Raw genomic sequence first — 16356 nt, 5'->3', positions numbered from 1 at the left:
GGGACCTTGCACAATCCGCCTCTAATTCTTAGCGTCGACGATACTCCAGAAAATCTCGAAATCTTGCGCGTTCGCCTTGAAGCTAACGGCTATCAAGTGGCGACTGCCGCGGATGGCGAAGAAGGGCTTGCGAAGGCGCGTGATCTCAAGCCGGATCTGATCCTCCTCGACATCATGATGCCTAAGCTCGACGGCATAAGTGTTGTTCGCCTGCTCAAGCAGGACGTCTCCTTGCGGTCGATCCCGGTCATTCTTGTGACCGCGAAGGCCGATACGCGGGACGTGGTTGAAGGATTGGACGCCGGCGGGGACGACTATCTGACCAAGCCCTTTGAGCACAGAGCGCTACTGGCGCGTGTACGCTCGATGCTGCGCCAAAAGGCGCTTCACGATACGGTCGAGCGCCAGGCGCAGCGCCTGGAGGATCAGGCCGCCCAATTGGCGGAATGGAATCGCTCCCTTGAACAAACGGTGGCTGAACAGGTAACGGAAATCGAGCGAATGGGCCGGCTCAGGCGATTTTTGCCGGCGCAGGTCGCCGACCTCATCGTCGCAGCGGGCGATGGCGACACGCTTCTCCAAAGCCACCGGCGCGAGGTGACAGTAGTTTTCTGCGATCTGCGCGGCTTCACAGCCTTCGCCGAGACAGCCGAACCGGAAGAGGTGATGACAGTTCTTGGTGAATACCATTCCTGTCTAGGCGAGTTAATCACGCGCCACGGAGGGACTTTGGAGCGCTTTGTCGGTGATGGTCTACTTGTCGTCTTCAACGACCCTTTGCTCTGCGCTGACCACACCGAAAAAGCCGTCTGTATGGCAGCGGGGATGCGTGATGCAATTGACGAGCATTCGGAACAATGGCGCAAACGTGGCTATTTGCTTGGTTTCGGGATCGGTATAGCACGGGGCCACGCAACCATCGGGCAAATCGGCTTCGACCAGCGCTCGGATTATGCGGTCATCGGCACCATCCCAAACCATGCCGCCCGCTTGTGCGAGCAGGCCAAATCACGTCAGATCCTCGTTAGCCAACGGGTCTTCGGCGCCGTGGAGCCATTTGTTGAAGCCGTTACAGTTGGCGAATTAAATCTGAAGGGCTTTCACCGTTCGATGCTGGCCTACGAAATTGTCCGGTGGCTTGGCTGAACAACCTTGCCAGATACGAGGTAGATTTAAAAGGCTGCAATAGGCGGCGGGAGCGCTTCATCTGCTAGAGGTGAAAACCTACAGAAGCGGCATGGTCGCGCTTCACCACGAAGTTCGAAAAGAGGCGCCCAGCGACTAGCTAAGCTAACGCAACGGTGTCGCCGGCTGAACGTCCACGGCGGCCAGGAGCGTTGCGCCGTTGCCTTGCCGGGCGCCGGTCAGCCCGAACTTGACAGCCGCCGGCCTCCCATAGGTAATCCACCCTACTCGCCCCACCGGAGGAAGGACGACCTATGGCGGTTTTCAGACTGTGCGGCTTTGTCCTGACGTTCCTCGTCGCCTTCGGAGCGATTGCTCAGGACAACTCCGAAGACCTCGTGCGCCTGGGGTTCTTCCCGCCTATGGACGAGGACATCGTCTTTCGCATCCAGAGTGTCCAGGAACATAGCTTCCGCGGCAACCAGCGGCGCGCGGAATGGACGCACGAACTGCATTTGCGGCTGACCGGCGAGGAACCGCCGGACATGATGACAGGAAGTTATTCTATTCGTGCGGTCCGGGCGGTCGAGAATGTAGAGCGCGATATCGCCTACCTTTTCGCCAGAGCGATCGAAAACGAAACCTATCCTTTCAAGATGCTGCGGCTCGGCGCGCCGGTCGAAATCGACTGGCCGCGAGTGAAGGTTCGGTTCGCCGAGCGGCTGCCCGGTCTGACGGACCCAGCAACCGCGGCGGCGATCGAGCGTCTGCTGCCGGTCTTCGAGCCCGACGGGATCGGCGCCGTCATGCGCCCGCTCTGGGTCACTTCGGTGGCGCACCTGCGCCCGTTTCGCCGGGATGCGACATGGATGGTGACGGAAGGGCTGGATCTCCCGGCGTGGTTCTTCGTGCCCGGATCGAAGCTCGAGACCTATGGCGGGCGGGAGGAGGGCAGCGAGGATCTGCTGTTCGTCTGGCGTATCACACCCAGCCCGCAGGCGGCCCGCGACACGCTCGGCCCCGAGCTTGCCACCCTGGCCGCCCAGGCTGGCGGGCTGGACGTTCCCGAGGCGGAGGCCGTCGTGGCACAGGCCACCGCCGACGGACTGAGCGTGGTCGAGGGCGGAATTGTGACGTATGATCCCACGCCGGGCTTGATACGCACCGTCGAATTCGAGGCGCGACTCGGCGCTGGTGACATCAACCGCCGGGTCGAGATCAGGATTGAGCGGCTGAAGCCGGAGTAGCGGTGGCCGTTGCCACGCCCTGCTTTCGCCGTCTGGCCATTGAGTTGCGCCTTCGAAGGCGCAGGTCGAAACGATGTTCGCCAGCCGTTTGGACGATCCAGACGAAGACTGCGTCGTCCAGCGAGCACATTGTGAAAGCGCCAGGGATGACCTTTTCGCTCACCATGTCTAGCGGACGGTCTGCAAACCCACCAGCATCGGGATGTTCAGCGTCGCCAGTACGGGCGGCAGCTTTCAGGAATCGTGGGCAATTCCGCTGAATGGCGAACGTGGGGCGCGACGGCGAACTCTCTTGCACTGCGCGGTGCTAAGGTATGCCCTGCCATGCTCGAATGTCGGTGATGGGCTCTTAGCAACGATTGCCACCGCTGCCCAAGGGCGGTTTCCACCGTCGAGCCGGACCGGTACTGATGCCTCTCGCCGGATCGGCCAGGACAACCCGGACGCCAACGGTCACCTCGTCTTGGCTGCTTTTCGGCGCATGAGGCGAACGACATCCTGTGGCGCGAGCTGGATGCGCAATGTCCGCCGGAGCGCGCCGAGGCCGAATATGCGCAGGTCCTCGTTGAAGTCACCCATCCGCGGAGACAGGGCAAGCGCCTCAATGCCCACAGCTTCGGCGCGTTCGGTCAATGCCGCGAGCGCCGCGTCACCCGCCGCATCGGCGTCGCGGGCGATGTAGAGCCGGCGCAGCGCCGGCGGGAGCAGGAGGGCGGCAAGGTGGTTGGCCGAGAGCGCGGCAGCCATCGGCATGGCAGGCAGCGCACAGCGCAGCGACAGCATCGTCTCGATGCCTTCGCCGGCCGCCATCACCTCGCCCGCCAAGCCGAAACGCACAGCGTGACCGAGGAGACCACCCATCGCCTTCCTTTGGGTGTCGATCGGAGCCTTGCCGAGCCGGACGGCATCGAAGCCGTCGGGATCGAGCCAGGTCCGATGCGCCCCGGTGATGCGACCATCCAGATCGGTGACGGCGGCGATCATGGCCGGCCAGGTCTCTGTCGGGCCGTGCTCGTCAGACCGATAGTAGCAGCGGGGGTGGAACCGCAAGCTCTCGGTTTTCTGCAAAAGCGAAATACCACGCTCGCGCAAATACGCTTCCACGATTGTGCCCAAAATCGGCTTTGACATGCCGAAGAGACGGCGGGCTGCCTCGGCCGACCCTGTCGGTACTCGTGCCGCCCGTTGGGGCGATTGACACTGTGACCCAGGCGGCGGCATGCTGAGGAAGGCGCGCGCCTCGTCGGCGATGTCCTTGAAGTCGACCAAGCCGCAGCTCTCGCGGATGACGTCGAGAAGGTCACCGTGCTCACCGGTGGCGGCGTCAGTCTTATGTGCAGTTCAACATAAGACCGAATATGTTGCGCCGAGGGTTATGTTGCGCCCGCGCGATTGGGCGCTGTCCCACGGGCGATTGACGGCGTCGACGCAACATAATGTCAGCGCGCGGGAGGTGTCGTGATGCCCCGCGACGCTTCCGAACTGGCGCGTTGCCTCGCCCGCGATGCCGAGGCGGTCTGCCGCCATTACCTGTCCAACGGGCGGCGCCAGGGCCGCTACTGGACGGTGGGCGACGTTCGCAACACGCCCGGCCGGTCGATGTTCGTCCGGCTCAGCGGGCCGGAATCCGGTCCCGGCGCCGCCGGGCATTGGACCGATGCCGCCTCGGCCGAATATGGCGATCTCCTCGACGTGATCCGTGAGAGCTGCGGTCTCATCGATTTCCGCGATGTCGTCGATGAGGCGCGACGCTTTCTGAGCCTGCCGCGCGCTGAACCGCACGGCGCCCCAAGGCCCGTTCGCACACCCATCCCCGTCGGATCGCCGGAAGCGGCGCAGCGGCTCTTCGCCATGTCGCAGCCGATCCACCGGACGCTCGTCGAGACCTACCTGCGCAATCGCGGCATCAAGGCTGTCCACGATGCAAGAGCGCTGCGGTTCCATCCGCACTGCTACTACCGGCCGGACGAGCATTCGCCGACCGAGACCTGGCCGGCGATGATCGCCGCCGTCACCGATCTCGACGGCCGCATCACCGGCGCGCATCGGACCTGGCTCGATCCCGACGGCTTCGATGCCGTCCGGCTAGGCAAAGCTCCGATCGACACACAAAGGAAGGCGATGGGTGGTCTCCTCGGCCATGCCGTTCGCTTCGGTGCGCCGGGCGAGGTCATGGTGACCGGCGAAGGCATCGAGACGATGCTGTCTCTGCGCTGTGCGCTGCCTGCCATGCCGATGGCGGCCGCGCTCTCGGCCAATCACCTTGCCGCCCTTCTGCTCCCGCCAGCGCTGCGTCGGCTCTACATCGCCCGCGACGCCGACGCCGCGGGCGACACGGCGCTCGCGGCATTGACCGAACGTGCTGAAGCAGCGGGCATCGAGGCGCTTGCCCTGTCTCCGCGGATGGGCGACTTCAACGAGGACCTGCGTGCATTCGGCCTCCGCGCGCTCCGCAGGACATTGCGCATCCAACTCGTACGGCAGGATTGCTGCTTTACCTGCGGATGATTGGCACCTTCTACGCAGCAGCGCTTTCATCACGGTGCTCGGTGCGAAAGCTTGAGCCTCCACCAACCTGGAGGCACAAGTATGTTTGAAGCAATCTTCTTTCCCCGAACCGCTGAGAGATATCAAGCAGCACCGCTGTCCGAACCGCGCGCGCAGTACCTTCGACACCTGAATGAACTGGGCGCTTGCCGAACAACCTTGCGTAAGAGTGCGAACGATCAACTCAGCCTCATCCGACTACTGGATTTGCGAGAAGGCGGCCGAGTCAGCATTCCCCAAATAGAAGCCGCAGCAGCTATCTGGGCGCTGCCAAAAGGACACCGATATGCTCGGGCAGCTTCGTCCAAGGCGAGAACACGCTTTGTCAGTCGCGGAACCCAATGGCTACGATTCTTGGGATGGCTCGACGAGCCCGAACATACGCATCACCCACATCACGCAGAGATCGTGATCTTTGAGAGGTGGCTGCGCCGGGAGCGCGGCCTCTCCACGGCGACCATCCAAGACTACTGCGCCGCCGCCGACCACTTCTTGTTCTGGTTGGCTGGGAAGGGTGTTCCTCTGAACGCCGTCCGGATGACTGACATCGATGATGTCATTGCGGCAGAGCACAGGCGAGGAGTCTGGAAGCGCCGAACGATACACGATTACGCTCAGCGTCTGAAGGCGTTCTTCCTGTTTGCCGAAGCAAGCAGCTGGTGTCGGACCGGGCTGGCCGCGGGGATCATGGCGCCCCGGTTCATGTCGGACGAGACCGTGCCAAAGGGCATAAAGCGCGTAGACGTGCTGCGCCTGATGGCCTCAGTTGCAAGGGATCGTCCTGTCGACAAGCGCGACAGGGCCATCCTCATGCTGCTCATCGTTTATGGGCTGCGGGCCGGGGAAATCCGCGGCCTGCAACTGGACGATCTGGACTGGGAGAACGGGATGCTCCGCGTTCGCTGTCCAAAGCCCGGGCGAACCCATCTCTGGCCGCTGTCGCATGAGGCCGGATATGCCATCCTGCGCTACATACAAGAGGCACGGCCATCCGGCTTCGGGCGCAGCCTGTTCTTCACCGCGCATGCGCCGATCCGACCGCTTGGCAGAACGACTTTGGGCAAGATGGTCCGTGAGCGGCTGGCGGGCATTGGCATCGTCTCCGGTCGACGAGGTACGCATGTTCTACGGCATGCTGCAGCCCAGCATCTTCTGGACCAGGGCATGTCTATGAAGGTGATCGGGGACTTTCTCGGACACCGCGATCCGTCCTCCACCGCGATCTATGCCAAGGTTGATCTCGCATCTCTTCGAGAGGTGGCCGCTCTCGATCTGGAGGGGCTGGCATGATGCTCCGAGAGGTGATCGAGCAATACATCCTCTTGCGACGGGCTCATGGCGCCAAGTTCACGACCGGGGCGAACCTCCTGCGCCACCTCCTTCGATACGCAAACGGGGATGCCACGTGCGATGCGGTTACTTCGAACCAGGTTCTGGCCTTTCTGGCAGGCAAAGGGCCACTGGCCCGACATCGCGAGAACAAGTTTTACGCGCTTGTCGGCCTCTGGCGTCATGCGGTCAGCCGTGGTCATGCGACGCGCTCGCCGTTGCCGAACAGCGAACCGAAATCGCCGCCCCGGAAGCCGCCGTATATCTACTCTTATGACGAGTTGCGGCGGCTCCTGGACCCGGCGACCGTCGAGAGAAGCCGGCGCGGTGCAGTTCAGCTCGACGCAGTAACGTTCCGGACCCTGCTGCTCCTGCTATACGGAGCCGGGTTGCGCTTCAGTGAAGCGACGGGACTCGCGCTGACGGACGTCGATCTGGCGGAACGCGTTCTGACCATACGCGCCACGAAGTTCTACAAGAGCCGTCTTGTTCCGATCGGACCTCAGCTTGCAGGAGTGCTGACCAACTATATGCCGCTGCGGCGGCGCGGCGAGCTTGCCCAAGGCGAGACTTTCTTCCTTCTGGCAAATCGGGACGGCACGCGGCTCGCCAGCAGCACCGTTCAGGCCGCATTCGACACGCTGCGGCGTATCGCCGGGGTCCACGGCACGGCAGGCGGGCGACAGATCCCGCGCCTGCACGACCTCCGGCATAGCTTCGCGGTTCACAGCCTGACTGCCTGGTATCGCCAGGGAGCGGATGTGCAACGGTTGCTACCTGTACTCTCCACCTATCTCGGCCATTCCGATCTGGAGGGCACAAAGATCTATCTGTCGATGACGCCGGAGCTTTTGCAGCAGGCGTCGCTGCGTTTTGCTCGCTACGCGGCCGGAGGTCAGGATGCCTGAACACGTAACCCTTGGTCCATGGATCCGGCGCTTCTTGTGCGAATATATCGTCACCGAACGCAATCTGGCCCGGAACACCCGCAAGAGCTACCGGGACACCTTCAGCCTTCTCCTGCCGTTTGTCAGCCGCAAGATGCGCAAGCCCGTGGACCGGCTGGCCGTCCGTGATCTCACCTCCCGGCATGTACTGCAGTTCCTGACACATATCGAGGAGGATCGCGGATGCTCAGTCCGGACCCGCAATCAGAGGCTTGCCGCCATCCGGGCGTTTGCCCGCTTCATCGGCAGCCGGGATCCGGCCCATGTCGAATGGTGCGGTCATATCCGGGCCATCGCGTCGAAGAAGTCGATGCCGCCACCGGTCGGATGGCTGACCAGGGCGGAAATGGAGGCCATGCTCTCCGTGCCCGACCGCAAGACAAGGCGGGGGCGTAGCGAATACGCGCTTCTGCTCTTTCTCTACAACACCGGGGCGCGTGTCTCCGAAGCCACGCAACTGAAGGTGCGCGATCTGCAGATCGGGCGCGGAAACGGCGGTCACGATCTCGCCACCCTGCACGGGAAGGGCGACAAGACGCGCCAGTGCCCACTGTGGCCTGAAACCGAACGAGTTCTGGCAGACGAGATAATCGGTCGCTCGGTCGATGACGCCGTGTTTGTCAGCAGGCTCGGAACGCCTTTTACCCGCTTCGGAGTCTATCGCCTTATCCAGCGTTGCGCGGCCCGGGTGTCGGAACTGGCTGACAGAACTATAACCCCGCATGTGATCCGGCATACGACGGCTTGCCACCTCGTCCTCGCTGGCGTGGACATCAATACCATTCGCGCCTGGCTCGGCCATGTCTCGATCAGCACCACCAATATCTATGCCGAAATCGACCTCACGCTGAAAGCCAACGCCATAGCTCTTTGCGAAGTCGGTCAGCCACGACCCCCTCGCTCATGGAAGGAGGACAAGGATCTCATGGCCTTTCTGAAATCCTTGTGAGTCAGGAGGTATGTTACGGCGTCCATCGCCGAGAACTCCTGCTCAGAGTGGTGGACGCGGTCGCTCATAAACGAGCAAGTAGCGCCAGAAGCCGGCGTTCAGGCCGAATTTTCGAAGCAGACATTCGCCTGCCGGGGAAGCGCGTCAAGTCAGAAGACAAAGTTCGAGACAACGCGGAAACTCCGGCCGTCCAAGCCGTCGGTATTGTGATACACGAATTCTCCGTAGCTGAACTTGATCGAGAACGACGGCGTCACATTCACCCCAAGCGTCCCGCCCAGGGCGAAGGACTCCTGCGTGTCGCCATTCGATATGCCGTTCGTGGATGTCTCTCCACCGTACACGTAGAGTCCGTCCAAGGAGGCCCAGAACCGGCTGCCGAGATTGCGGGTGGCATGCCCCTCAAGTGTGAGAATCGGGTCCTGGCTGGTATCACCGCTGTCGCTGAAGAACGTGACCGACGGCACCAGCTCTAGCGTTGCCAACTCCGGATCAAGCATCGACGTTCCGAAATAGTAGCTCATCGGCAGGCCGATCTGTCCAACCCAGCGATCCGCGCCTAGATTGATTGTCTTGTCGCCGCTGAATGCGCCGGTCGGCGCATACACCTTGCCCAGCAGCCCTATCGACAGTCCCGGGTCGTAGGCGGCCCACTCGGCCTTGGGCAGGGCCGGAGAGCCATACAGGCCCACAACTCCACCCACGATGAGATCGCCGATGCCGGAACTCTCACCTTCGAGATCGCCAACGGCAGTATGCAGGGTCCCAGAGACCTTACCGGCCGGAAGCACAACGAACAGGGCTCCCAGATTACCTGCTATGTTGAATGAACGCGTGTACTGAACGAGGCCGATATCGATATCAATGTCGGCTCCGCTCAGCGCGGTGCCGGGACCGAAGGACTGGTTGCCTTCCTGAAAGAGACCGATGACCGTGATCGCGTTGGTGCCCTCCGGCACAAGCTGGTAGCCGCGCGGCCCGTCGTCTATGGCGGCCGCATCATTGCACAACCAGAGCAGGGTCGCCGCTGACAGGATGCTGAGTTTTCCCCTCATCGCACTCTACCTCTCCACAGAGAGCTGGTTTCATCAATGCGGATCTGCGCGCATCACTCGGTAACCGGCTGAGCTTCCGGAAACTTCCAACCGCCGTCGAGGATTTCTTTGCGCGGACGGTAGAGGCGCGCCGTGTAATTCCAGCCCTCCATGATCGGAAGGCAATTCGCTGTGTCATCATGACAACCGCCGAACTGGACGGCAAAAGAGCCATCGGGATTCGGCTTCGCCGTGAGATTGTTGATGGAATAGGCGTTGAGGTCGTTCTTCTCGAAGAAACCCTTGGCATTGTAGAGGCTGATCGACCAGAAGCCGTCCACCGGCACGTCCTTGACGGTCAGTTTGTGCACTGTCTTGCCGTCGTTGCCCTTCGGATAGAAGCTGCTGTAGACAGCAGCGTAGTCGGGATTGCCGCCCCACCCGATGGCCGTGCCGATGAGATGTGCGACTGGATCGACCTCCTCTCGAGTGCCAAACATGGCGCCCTTGTCACCTTCGCGCAGGGGGGCGAGCGCATTCAGGGCATCGCGCACCTTGGCTTGCAATGCGGAATCCCAGTCCGGCGCCTCGAATTTTCCCACACTCGCTTGATCGACCTTGATTTGATCCTGAAGGGCGTTGGCAATCTTCAGGTCTGCCGGGTCTTCGGGATTGGCAAGCGTGCGGACAAGCAGAAAGACATAGCGAGTGCCCGCCTTGTCCTTGGTGTAGGTGTGACTCCCCGGCGCATAGACGACTTCGAGGGTGTAGTGATCCTCGGAAATGACCTGCATCGACATGAAGCGCTTGCCAGGGTCCGGCAGCGCAATGGTCACCGGAGCCGCATCGAGATCGAACACCCCGGAGGAGTAAAGCGTGTCGCGGTTCATCCGGACCACGTCCTGCTCGTCGATCGCGGCCATGGTCCGGCTATGGTTCAGTTTGCCGAACTCTCGCGTCTTGAAGTAGAAGTCGGTCTCGGCGCGGATGAAGTTGCCGACGGTGACCGTCGCTGGCTTACCACCTGAAGTTTCCTGCGCAGTGGCCGGCGCGGGGCTCAATGCCTCCAGGGCGGCGAGCGCGATCGCTAAAATAACTGGCGCCGCCTGCCAGGGTGCTGAGGCGATACGGGCATTTTGCATCGAAATTCCTCCGCAATTCAGGGACTTGTACAAGAAAGGCTCTATTTTTTACCGGTTTTGGGAGCGCCCAATTCCACGTCGACCTCGTCTTCGAAGGCGCGTTTCTTGCCGGCGATGAATCGCCTGTACCCTTCCGGATCCATCCATGCGCTCACGCCTTCCGTCTGGGCCCGCTTTCGCTTGCCTTCGAAGTCGTAATATTCGTTGTGCTGCGCCAGCCAGATGTCGGGTTTGAGCAGCTCAAGGAAATGGTGTGTGCGGCGATAGTCGGTGTTGATGCCGGGATAGATAGGGTTCTTCGCCAACCGGTAGCCCGGGTTGAAACCGGCCCCGTCGGGGAACGCCACAACAAAGGGCTTTCCATCAATTACCATGTTCAGCACCCAGGTGGTCGCGCCCTTCGTATGGCCGGGCGTGTGATAGGCGGTGAACAGGAGATCACCGAGCCTGACTGTGTCCCCGTCGGTCAGCACGCGGTCGACCTTGACGCCCTCATAGGAAAAATCGTCGGCATATTTGAAGTCGCCTCGGCCACCGTTCTCGATCAGCGGGATATCGTCTTTCATGATCGTGACTTCGGCACCAGTCAGCTTCTTGAAATAGGCGAAGGCGCCGGCGTGGTCGACGTGGGCGTGGCCATTGATCATGATCTTGATGTCTTCGGGTTTGAAACCGAGTTTGCGAATAGAGTCGACGATCATCGGCCCTGACGGGGGCATGCCGGTGTTCATCAGGATGTGCCCCTCCGAGGTGGTGAACAGGAAGGCGCCAAGTCCCTTGGTGCCGACGAAATAAATGGGTCCGGCAATCCTGACCGGCTCCTCGGGCTCGTCCCACTTGAGAAATTTGCGCGCCAGCTTCAGGAAAAGATTGTTGTCGTTGGCGAGTTCTTCCTTGGTCGGCACGTCCTTCGGCAATGTCTGGGCATTGGTCTGCACTGTGGGCACAAGCAGACACGCCGCTGCAGTCAAAGCGCCAATCAGCCGGACGATGTTGCGCATGTTTGCCTCCCGTGATGTTTCCTGTATCCCAACGCCCTGCCAGGGCAACGCAACTTAAACGTGGCGCCGCTCGCTATGGCGGGCAATAGAATGATAGACGCCGAGCGGCGATGCTGACTATCCATTTTGCGCCAGGCCAAACTGAAGTAAAGAAGGAGCGGACTTCCGCCTGCTCTTCACCCCCAAAGTCGGCGCCGTAGCCCACTCGGAGCCGGAGCAATGAGCCAGGGAATCACCTACTTCGACGCTTCCTTCGCCGATTTTGAAAGCTTGCGCAGCCAATGAGCGGCGTGGACCTTGAACTTGTGCCGCTGCGCACCGGTCCGTTCTCAGGCAGAACCAGCGCCCTTGTCGGAAGCGATTTCGCCTTCACGCACGGAAAGTTTGTTTCGGACCACCGCTACCGCGGGACGTCACACACGAGCCAGGTCCTGCTCGGGATTCACGTCGGAGACCGGGGCGCTGCCCACTTTGGATCGAATGCAGCCGTGCAGGGCGATTTGTCGGTGCTACAGCCGCGGCAGGAACATTGGGGTAGCATGGGCGGCATGTTCGAATATGCGGCGCTGTCGATAGACATCGAAGAGCTCGCGCGACTCAGCGGCAGTCTGGTCGGCAGCGATGTCCTCTGGACGAATGGACATCTACGTGCCCCTCACGACATAAGGGCGGCCGCGGCCAGCGCCCTGAAAGGGCTGACGAAGGTAGCGTTCCAGCCAGCCGTGACGCAGGACATTGGCCGGCAGGAGATGCTGAAGCGCTCGCTTCTTTACCCATACCTGTTGGCCGCCGCGCACGGCAGCAGCGAGTACGACTGCCTGGCCTTCGAACCAAACGCCAACATCGTGCGGCGGGCCGAGGCGTGGTTGGACATGGAGCCACCGACGAAACTTCACGTCATCGATCTCTGCCTCGCGCTCGAACATTCCTTGCGAACCGTCCAACGGGCGTTTCACGAGACACTCGGGATCGGCCCGGCGCATTACCTAACGTTCTATCGGCTGAGCAAGGTCCGCCAGGCCCTGACGACGTGCGATCCGATGTTAGCGCGAGTATCCGAAGTGGCGCTTGATCATGGATTTTGGGAGCTTGGTCGTTTTGCCGGCCTCTACCGGAAAACCTACGGCGAGAAACCATCCGATACGCTGAGACGTAGGCGGTAGTCTGTTTCGCACAGAATCGGCCGGTTCTGCGAACGTCGGCTTTTCCCGGCCGGGATTTGGGCCCTGGAAGGGCGACTTCGGGTCATGGCTTCCCCTTCAAATTATCCGACGGAAGGGAACGGAAGGGTCATGGCCGCGAATTGACTCGAGGCAAGCCGCTTCTCGGGTCAATCCGGTGTCCGTCTGTTCCGTCGCGGGCACCAATGGCTTGTACGGCATGGGCCTCGACGGATCGACCAGGACGGTCCAAAACCGCCATCTGTCACACTGTCCTGGCCGCTCCCTGACGCATGAAGCGAACGACATCCTGCCGTACGAGTTGGATGCGCAATGTCCTGCGGAGCGCGCGGAGGCCGAATGCACGCAGGTCCTCGTTGAAGTCGCCCATCCGCGGAGACAGGGCAAGCGCCTCGATGCCCGCTGCTTCAGCACGTTCGGTCAATGCCGCGAGCGCCGTGTCGCCCGCGGCGTCGGCGTCGCGGGCGATGTAGAGCCGACGCAGCGCTGGCGGGAGCAGAAGGGCGGCAAGGTGATTGGCCGAGAGCGCGGCCGCCATCGGCATGGCAGGCAGCGCACAGCGCAGAGACAGCATCGTCTCGATGCCTTCGCCGGTCACCATGACCTCGCCCGGCGCACCGAAGCGAACGGCATGGCCGAGGAGACCACCCATCGCCTTCCTTTGTGTGTCGATCGGAGCTTTGCCTAGCCGGACGGCATCGAAGCCGTCGGGATCGAGCCAGGTCCGATGCGCGCCGGTGATGCGGCCGTCGAGATCGGTGACGGCGGCGATCATCGCCGGCCAGGTCTCGGTCGGCGAATGCTCGTCCGGCCGGTAGTAGCAGTGCGGATGGAACCGCAGCGCTCTTGCATCGTGGACAGCCTTGATGCCGCGATTGCGCAGGTAGGTCTCGACGAGCGTCCGGTGGATCGGCTGCGACATGGCGAAGAGCCGCTGCGCCGCTTCCGGCGATCCGACGGGGATGGGTGTGCGAACGGGCCTTGGGGCGCCGTGCGGTTCAGCGCGCGGCAGGCTCAGAAAGCGTCGCGCCTCATCGACGACATCGCGGAAATCGATGAGACCGCAGCTCTCACGGATCACGTCGAGGAGATCGCCATATTCGGCCGAGGCGGCATCGGTCCAATGCCCGGCGGCGCCGGGACCGGATTCCGGCCCGCTGAGCCGGACGAACATCGACCGGCCGGGCGTGTTGCGAACGTCGCCCACCGTCCAGTAGCGGCCCTGGCGCCGCCCGTTGGACAGGTAATGGCGGCAGACCGCCTCGGCATCGCGGGCGAGGCAACGCGCCAGTTCGGAAGCGTCGCGGGGCATCACGACACCTCCCGCGCGCTGACATTATGCTGCGTCGACGCCGTCAATCGCCCGTGGGACAGCGCCCAATCGCGCGGGCGCAACATAACCCTCGGCGCAACATATTCGGTCCATTTGCCGGCCGCGCCTTTGCCGGATACCGGCCCCGTCAGCCGGACGAACATTGAGCGGCCAGGCGCGTTGCGGGCATCGCCGACCAGCCAATAGCGGCCCTCGCGGTGTCCAGCCGAGAGATAGTGGCGGCAGACCGACTCAGCTCGGCGACCGAGACGCTGCGCGAGATCCGTTGCAGTTTTCATGGCGAACTCCTCAGACGAAAAAGGGGCCCGCCGTTGCCGGCCGGCCCTCGGGTGGCCGTATTGATCCTTCGGTTATTCGGTGGCGATCGCATGCGTGTGGATGTTGGCCGGCTGATCGTCGAGCTGCTGTTCGGCGTCGGCCATAGCCGTTTCGCCGCCGACTTCCGCCGTTTCTTCGCTCCTTGCGATCGCGAGCTGGTCGGTCTTGGTCGTTTCGGGGGCTGCAACGACCATGCGGCCGAACGGGTGCAACGGCTCCGGCGAAGCTGCGGCCCACCTCTTATTCCGAGAGACGAGCCGCAGAACCGGACGCAGGATGACGTCGAACCGGAAAGCCGTGATCCGGCTCAGGCGGCGAGGTCGAGCAGTTTTTTCGCCCGGGCCTCAAGGCCGAGCCGCGCGTCCTGGTGCGTCTTGTCGCGCGCTACCGCAGTGATGCCTTGGACGAAGTCGAAAACGCTCTCGGGCTTGCGGCCTTCCTCGGCGAGCACCGTCTCGATGATCCTCGTGGCTTCGGGCTTGCTGAAGCCCCGCTTGCGGAGGAAATCGGTGCGATCCTCATCGGATCGCGCAACGATCTGTGCACGGGCCGCCTTGATTCCGTTGACGAAGGGCACCGGACTGGAATCGGCGAACCGCGCCAGAGCCGGCGCCGCCTCGTAAGCGAAACGTGAAGCAGCATATTTCGAATGCCGGATCGTGATTTCCTCGAAATCCTCCACGCCCCAGAGATTGCGGTTTTGGCATACGGCGCGAAGATAGAACGAGGCCATGCCGAGCGTCTTGGCGCCCACCTCCGAGTTCCAGCAGTAGAAGCCGCGGAAGAACAGATCAGGCGAGCCGTCCGGCAGTCGCCCCGCCTCGATCGGATTGAGGTCGTCAACCAGGAACAGGAAGACATCTCGGTCGCTGGCGTAGAGTGTGGTCGTGTCCTTCGTCACGCCGGCGCGCGGATTGTAGATGCCGCTTGACCAGTCCAGTACCCCCGGCACCTTCCAGCGCGTATCGCCGGTGCCGTTGCCGGCGATCCGGCGAACGGCCGCGACCAGCTCATGGTCGTGGATGCGGCCGTAGTCCGGGCCGGTGACGGCGCGCAGTTCGACGCGCCCGTCATCGGTCTCGAGCGTCTTGACCTGCTCGGCCCGGTGCGATGCCAGGCCGTATTGCAGGTTGATACCCGCAAGCAGGGCGGGCAACTGGCGAAGGTAGGCCGCTGGTGCGCCGGTGAGACTCGCCAGCTGACCAAAGCTCCAATGGGTCGGTGAGACCGGTTCGGCCGCACCTGGTAGTCTTAGGGAAAGGCGTTCGGTATTGTCGCGGCTGGCTTCGACGCGTATGGCCGCGCTCTCGACGGTTCGTGTGCGACTGCGCTCGCTGCGGCCGTTCACGGAGCCAAACAGCTCCGACAAGCACAAGAAGCGCTCGTCATCGGGCCGGGAAAACCATTCCGACGACACGCGGCCGATCCGCTGGCCCCGACCTAAATCGACTTTGTAACCACCGTTCGCGTCGCGAGTGGCGTCCAGAATTTCAACATTACTCATGGTCTGATCTCCAATGACGGACCGCCGAGAGCCTCTCTCTCGACCTTCAATCCGTCACGGCGACAGCCGCAGCACTCTCACTCTATCTGGGTCGTTGCGGAGCGGAGCGTGCGTGCACCGAAGAACACCCCACGTTGAATTTACCGGGCGCACAAATTGCTGAGCCTGCATGGTCATCCGCATCGACGAAGCCAGAACCGATGCTCGCGATGGGGACTGCGAACCGTCCGATTGGCAGGTCAAACGGACATCTTTGCCGCAGGATCTCCCGGTGCCACTTTTCACCGTGCGGTGTTTGGACCTATCTCACGCAGCGGCGTTTCGGAACGGTGAGACACAGGTGGAAACGTTGCGCTCAATGTGCTGCCAAGTCGCGGGCCATCAATCACGATCTTGCCGTTGCCTGTGGCGACGCCTTCTATTTCGGCGGAGGCGATGCTCCCAACGCAGGCGTGCGCTCAACGAGACCTGTTCTCCAGCGAAACGATCGCATTGTTGCGATTGCCTGGGGGCTCCGTTTTGAGAATCCCGGAGCAATTCGACAATGCCACTCCTTTGCGCCTCGAGGTTGCTGCGCAAATTGCCTTTCCCGACCGCTCGATGGGCGCAGCCGGCTTGCGCAAGGAACGCGATGCCGGTCGACTTGAAACGGAGTTAATCGCCGGAAAGGAGTACGTCACCTTGGCGGCGATCGCGAAA

At 62.3% G+C, this 16356-nt stretch carries 14 protein-coding genes and 1 pseudogene; 7 read left to right on the top strand and 8 right to left on the bottom strand.

Features of this window, described 5'->3' with window-relative positions; genetic code table 11:
• Positions 1 to 6: 6 nt before the first annotated feature.
• Together AC0NID_RS31060 and AC0NID_RS31055 are read left to right on the top strand one after the other, a co-directional pair.
• Positions 7 to 1146: a response regulator gene (locus AC0NID_RS31060; RefSeq protein ID WP_473454059.1), complete on the top strand. Its 1140-nt coding sequence runs from the start codon at positions 7 to 9 to the stop codon at positions 1144 to 1146.
• Positions 1147 to 1439: 293 nt separating this feature from the next.
• The gene (locus AC0NID_RS31055; protein ID WP_473454058.1) at positions 1440 to 2372 is read left to right on the top strand and encodes a hypothetical protein; all 933 of its coding nucleotides are present in this window, start codon (positions 1440 to 1442) and stop codon (positions 2370 to 2372) included.
• A gap of 453 nt (positions 2373 to 2825) precedes the next feature.
• Here the strand turns inward: AC0NID_RS31055 and AC0NID_RS31050 are convergent.
• Positions 2826 to 3701, bottom strand: a pseudogene (locus AC0NID_RS31050) (DUF7146 domain-containing protein); the annotation flags it as partial.
• Between the two features lie 132 nt (positions 3702 to 3833).
• On the opposite strand from AC0NID_RS31050, the gene AC0NID_RS31045 reads away from it, so the two are divergent.
• From AC0NID_RS31045 to AC0NID_RS31030, 4 genes are all read left to right on the top strand, one after another.
• Positions 3834 to 4880, top strand: coding sequence for a DUF7146 domain-containing protein (locus tag AC0NID_RS31045; RefSeq protein WP_474033375.1), 1047 nt, complete (start codon positions 3834 to 3836; stop codon positions 4878 to 4880).
• An 81-nt stretch (positions 4881 to 4961) separates the two neighbouring features.
• Complete coding sequence (locus tag AC0NID_RS31040; RefSeq protein WP_473459448.1) at positions 4962 to 6209, top strand: tyrosine-type recombinase/integrase; 1248 nt, start codon at positions 4962 to 4964, stop codon at positions 6207 to 6209.
• Positions 6206 to 7156: a tyrosine-type recombinase/integrase gene (locus AC0NID_RS31035; protein ID WP_473459446.1), complete on the top strand. Its 951-nt coding sequence runs from the start codon at positions 6206 to 6208 to the stop codon at positions 7154 to 7156. Before AC0NID_RS31040 ends, AC0NID_RS31035 begins: the two co-directional genes overlap by 4 nt.
• The gene (locus tag AC0NID_RS31030) at positions 7149 to 8144 is read left to right on the top strand and encodes a tyrosine-type recombinase/integrase (RefSeq protein ID WP_473459444.1); all 996 of its coding nucleotides are present in this window, start codon (positions 7149 to 7151) and stop codon (positions 8142 to 8144) included. The genes AC0NID_RS31035 and AC0NID_RS31030 overlap by 8 nt, the downstream gene beginning before the upstream one ends.
• 149 nt (positions 8145 to 8293) lie before the next feature.
• On the opposite strand, the gene AC0NID_RS31025 is transcribed toward AC0NID_RS31030, so the two are convergent.
• From AC0NID_RS31025 to bla, 3 genes are read right to left on the bottom strand one after another with little or no spacing between them, the layout of a single operon-like run.
• Entirely contained in the window at positions 8294 to 9199 is a 906-nt protein-coding gene (locus tag AC0NID_RS31025; RefSeq protein WP_473459442.1) for a transporter, read from the bottom strand.
• A gap of 53 nt (positions 9200 to 9252) precedes the next feature.
• Entirely contained in the window at positions 9253 to 10320 is a 1068-nt protein-coding gene (locus AC0NID_RS31020) for a DUF1254 domain-containing protein (RefSeq protein WP_473459440.1), read from the bottom strand.
• Between the two features lie 41 nt (positions 10321 to 10361).
• The gene (gene bla, locus AC0NID_RS31015) at positions 10362 to 11321 is read right to left on the bottom strand and encodes a subclass B3 metallo-beta-lactamase (protein ID WP_473459438.1); all 960 of its coding nucleotides are present in this window, start codon (positions 11319 to 11321) and stop codon (positions 10362 to 10364) included.
• A 281-nt stretch (positions 11322 to 11602) separates the two neighbouring features.
• On the opposite strand from bla, the gene AC0NID_RS31010 reads away from it, so the two are divergent.
• Positions 11603 to 12484 (top strand): helix-turn-helix domain-containing protein, encoded by an 882-nt coding sequence (locus tag AC0NID_RS31010; RefSeq protein WP_473459436.1) that lies wholly within the window; start codon positions 11603 to 11605, stop codon positions 12482 to 12484.
• A 262-nt stretch (positions 12485 to 12746) separates the two neighbouring features.
• Here the strand turns inward: AC0NID_RS31010 and AC0NID_RS31005 are convergent, their stop codons facing one another.
• From AC0NID_RS31005 to AC0NID_RS30990, 4 genes are all read right to left on the bottom strand, one after another.
• On the bottom strand, positions 12747 to 13814 hold the full coding sequence (locus tag AC0NID_RS31005; RefSeq protein ID WP_474033374.1) for a DUF7146 domain-containing protein: 1068 nt from the start codon (positions 13812 to 13814) through the stop codon (positions 12747 to 12749).
• Positions 13814 to 14113 (bottom strand): hypothetical protein, encoded by a 300-nt coding sequence (locus tag AC0NID_RS31000; RefSeq protein WP_474033373.1) that lies wholly within the window; start codon positions 14111 to 14113, stop codon positions 13814 to 13816. Before AC0NID_RS31000 ends, AC0NID_RS31005 begins: the two co-directional genes overlap by 1 nt.
• 72 nt (positions 14114 to 14185) lie before the next feature.
• Positions 14186 to 14347: a hypothetical protein gene (locus AC0NID_RS30995; RefSeq protein ID WP_473456477.1), complete on the bottom strand. Its 162-nt coding sequence runs from the start codon at positions 14345 to 14347 to the stop codon at positions 14186 to 14188.
• A gap of 113 nt (positions 14348 to 14460) precedes the next feature.
• Positions 14461 to 15657: a DUF932 domain-containing protein gene (locus tag AC0NID_RS30990; RefSeq protein ID WP_473456476.1), complete on the bottom strand. Its 1197-nt coding sequence runs from the start codon at positions 15655 to 15657 to the stop codon at positions 14461 to 14463.
• Positions 15658 to 16356: the final 699 nt, after the last annotated feature.

The sequence above is a fragment of the Mesorhizobium sp. WSM4821 genome (assembly GCF_055901555.1).
This window is presented reverse-complemented; position numbering and strand designations above follow the sequence as displayed.

Excerpts from the sequence above, each read along its gene's own strand:
- AC0NID_RS31030 (WP_473459444.1), top strand. The coding sequence starts at position 7,149 with ATGCCTGAACACGTAACCCTTGGTCCATGGATCCGGCGCTTCTTGTGC.
- AC0NID_RS30990 (WP_473456476.1), bottom strand. The coding sequence starts at position 15,657 with ATGAGTAATGTTGAAATTCTGGACGCCACTCGCGACGCGAACGGTGGT.
- AC0NID_RS31040 (WP_473459448.1), top strand. The coding sequence starts at position 4,962 with ATGTTTGAAGCAATCTTCTTTCCCCGAACCGCTGAGAGATATCAAGCA.
- AC0NID_RS31055 (WP_473454058.1), top strand. The coding sequence starts at position 1,440 with ATGGCGGTTTTCAGACTGTGCGGCTTTGTCCTGACGTTCCTCGTCGCC.
- AC0NID_RS31035 (WP_473459446.1), top strand. The coding sequence starts at position 6,206 with ATGATGCTCCGAGAGGTGATCGAGCAATACATCCTCTTGCGACGGGCT.
- AC0NID_RS31045 (WP_474033375.1), top strand. The coding sequence starts at position 3,834 with ATGCCCCGCGACGCTTCCGAACTGGCGCGTTGCCTCGCCCGCGATGCC.
- AC0NID_RS31000 (WP_474033373.1), bottom strand. The coding sequence starts at position 14,113 with ATGAAAACTGCAACGGATCTCGCGCAGCGTCTCGGTCGCCGAGCTGAG.
- bla (WP_473459438.1), bottom strand. The coding sequence starts at position 11,321 with ATGCGCAACATCGTCCGGCTGATTGGCGCTTTGACTGCAGCGGCGTGT.
- AC0NID_RS31010 (WP_473459436.1), top strand. The coding sequence starts at position 11,603 with ATGAGCGGCGTGGACCTTGAACTTGTGCCGCTGCGCACCGGTCCGTTC.
- AC0NID_RS31025 (WP_473459442.1), bottom strand. The coding sequence starts at position 9,199 with ATGAGGGGAAAACTCAGCATCCTGTCAGCGGCGACCCTGCTCTGGTTG.
- AC0NID_RS31005 (WP_474033374.1), bottom strand. The coding sequence starts at position 13,814 with ATGCCCCGCGACGCTTCCGAACTGGCGCGTTGCCTCGCCCGCGATGCC.
- AC0NID_RS30995 (WP_473456477.1), bottom strand. The coding sequence starts at position 14,347 with ATGGTCGTTGCAGCCCCCGAAACGACCAAGACCGACCAGCTCGCGATC.
- AC0NID_RS31020 (WP_473459440.1), bottom strand. The coding sequence starts at position 10,320 with ATGCAAAATGCCCGTATCGCCTCAGCACCCTGGCAGGCGGCGCCAGTT.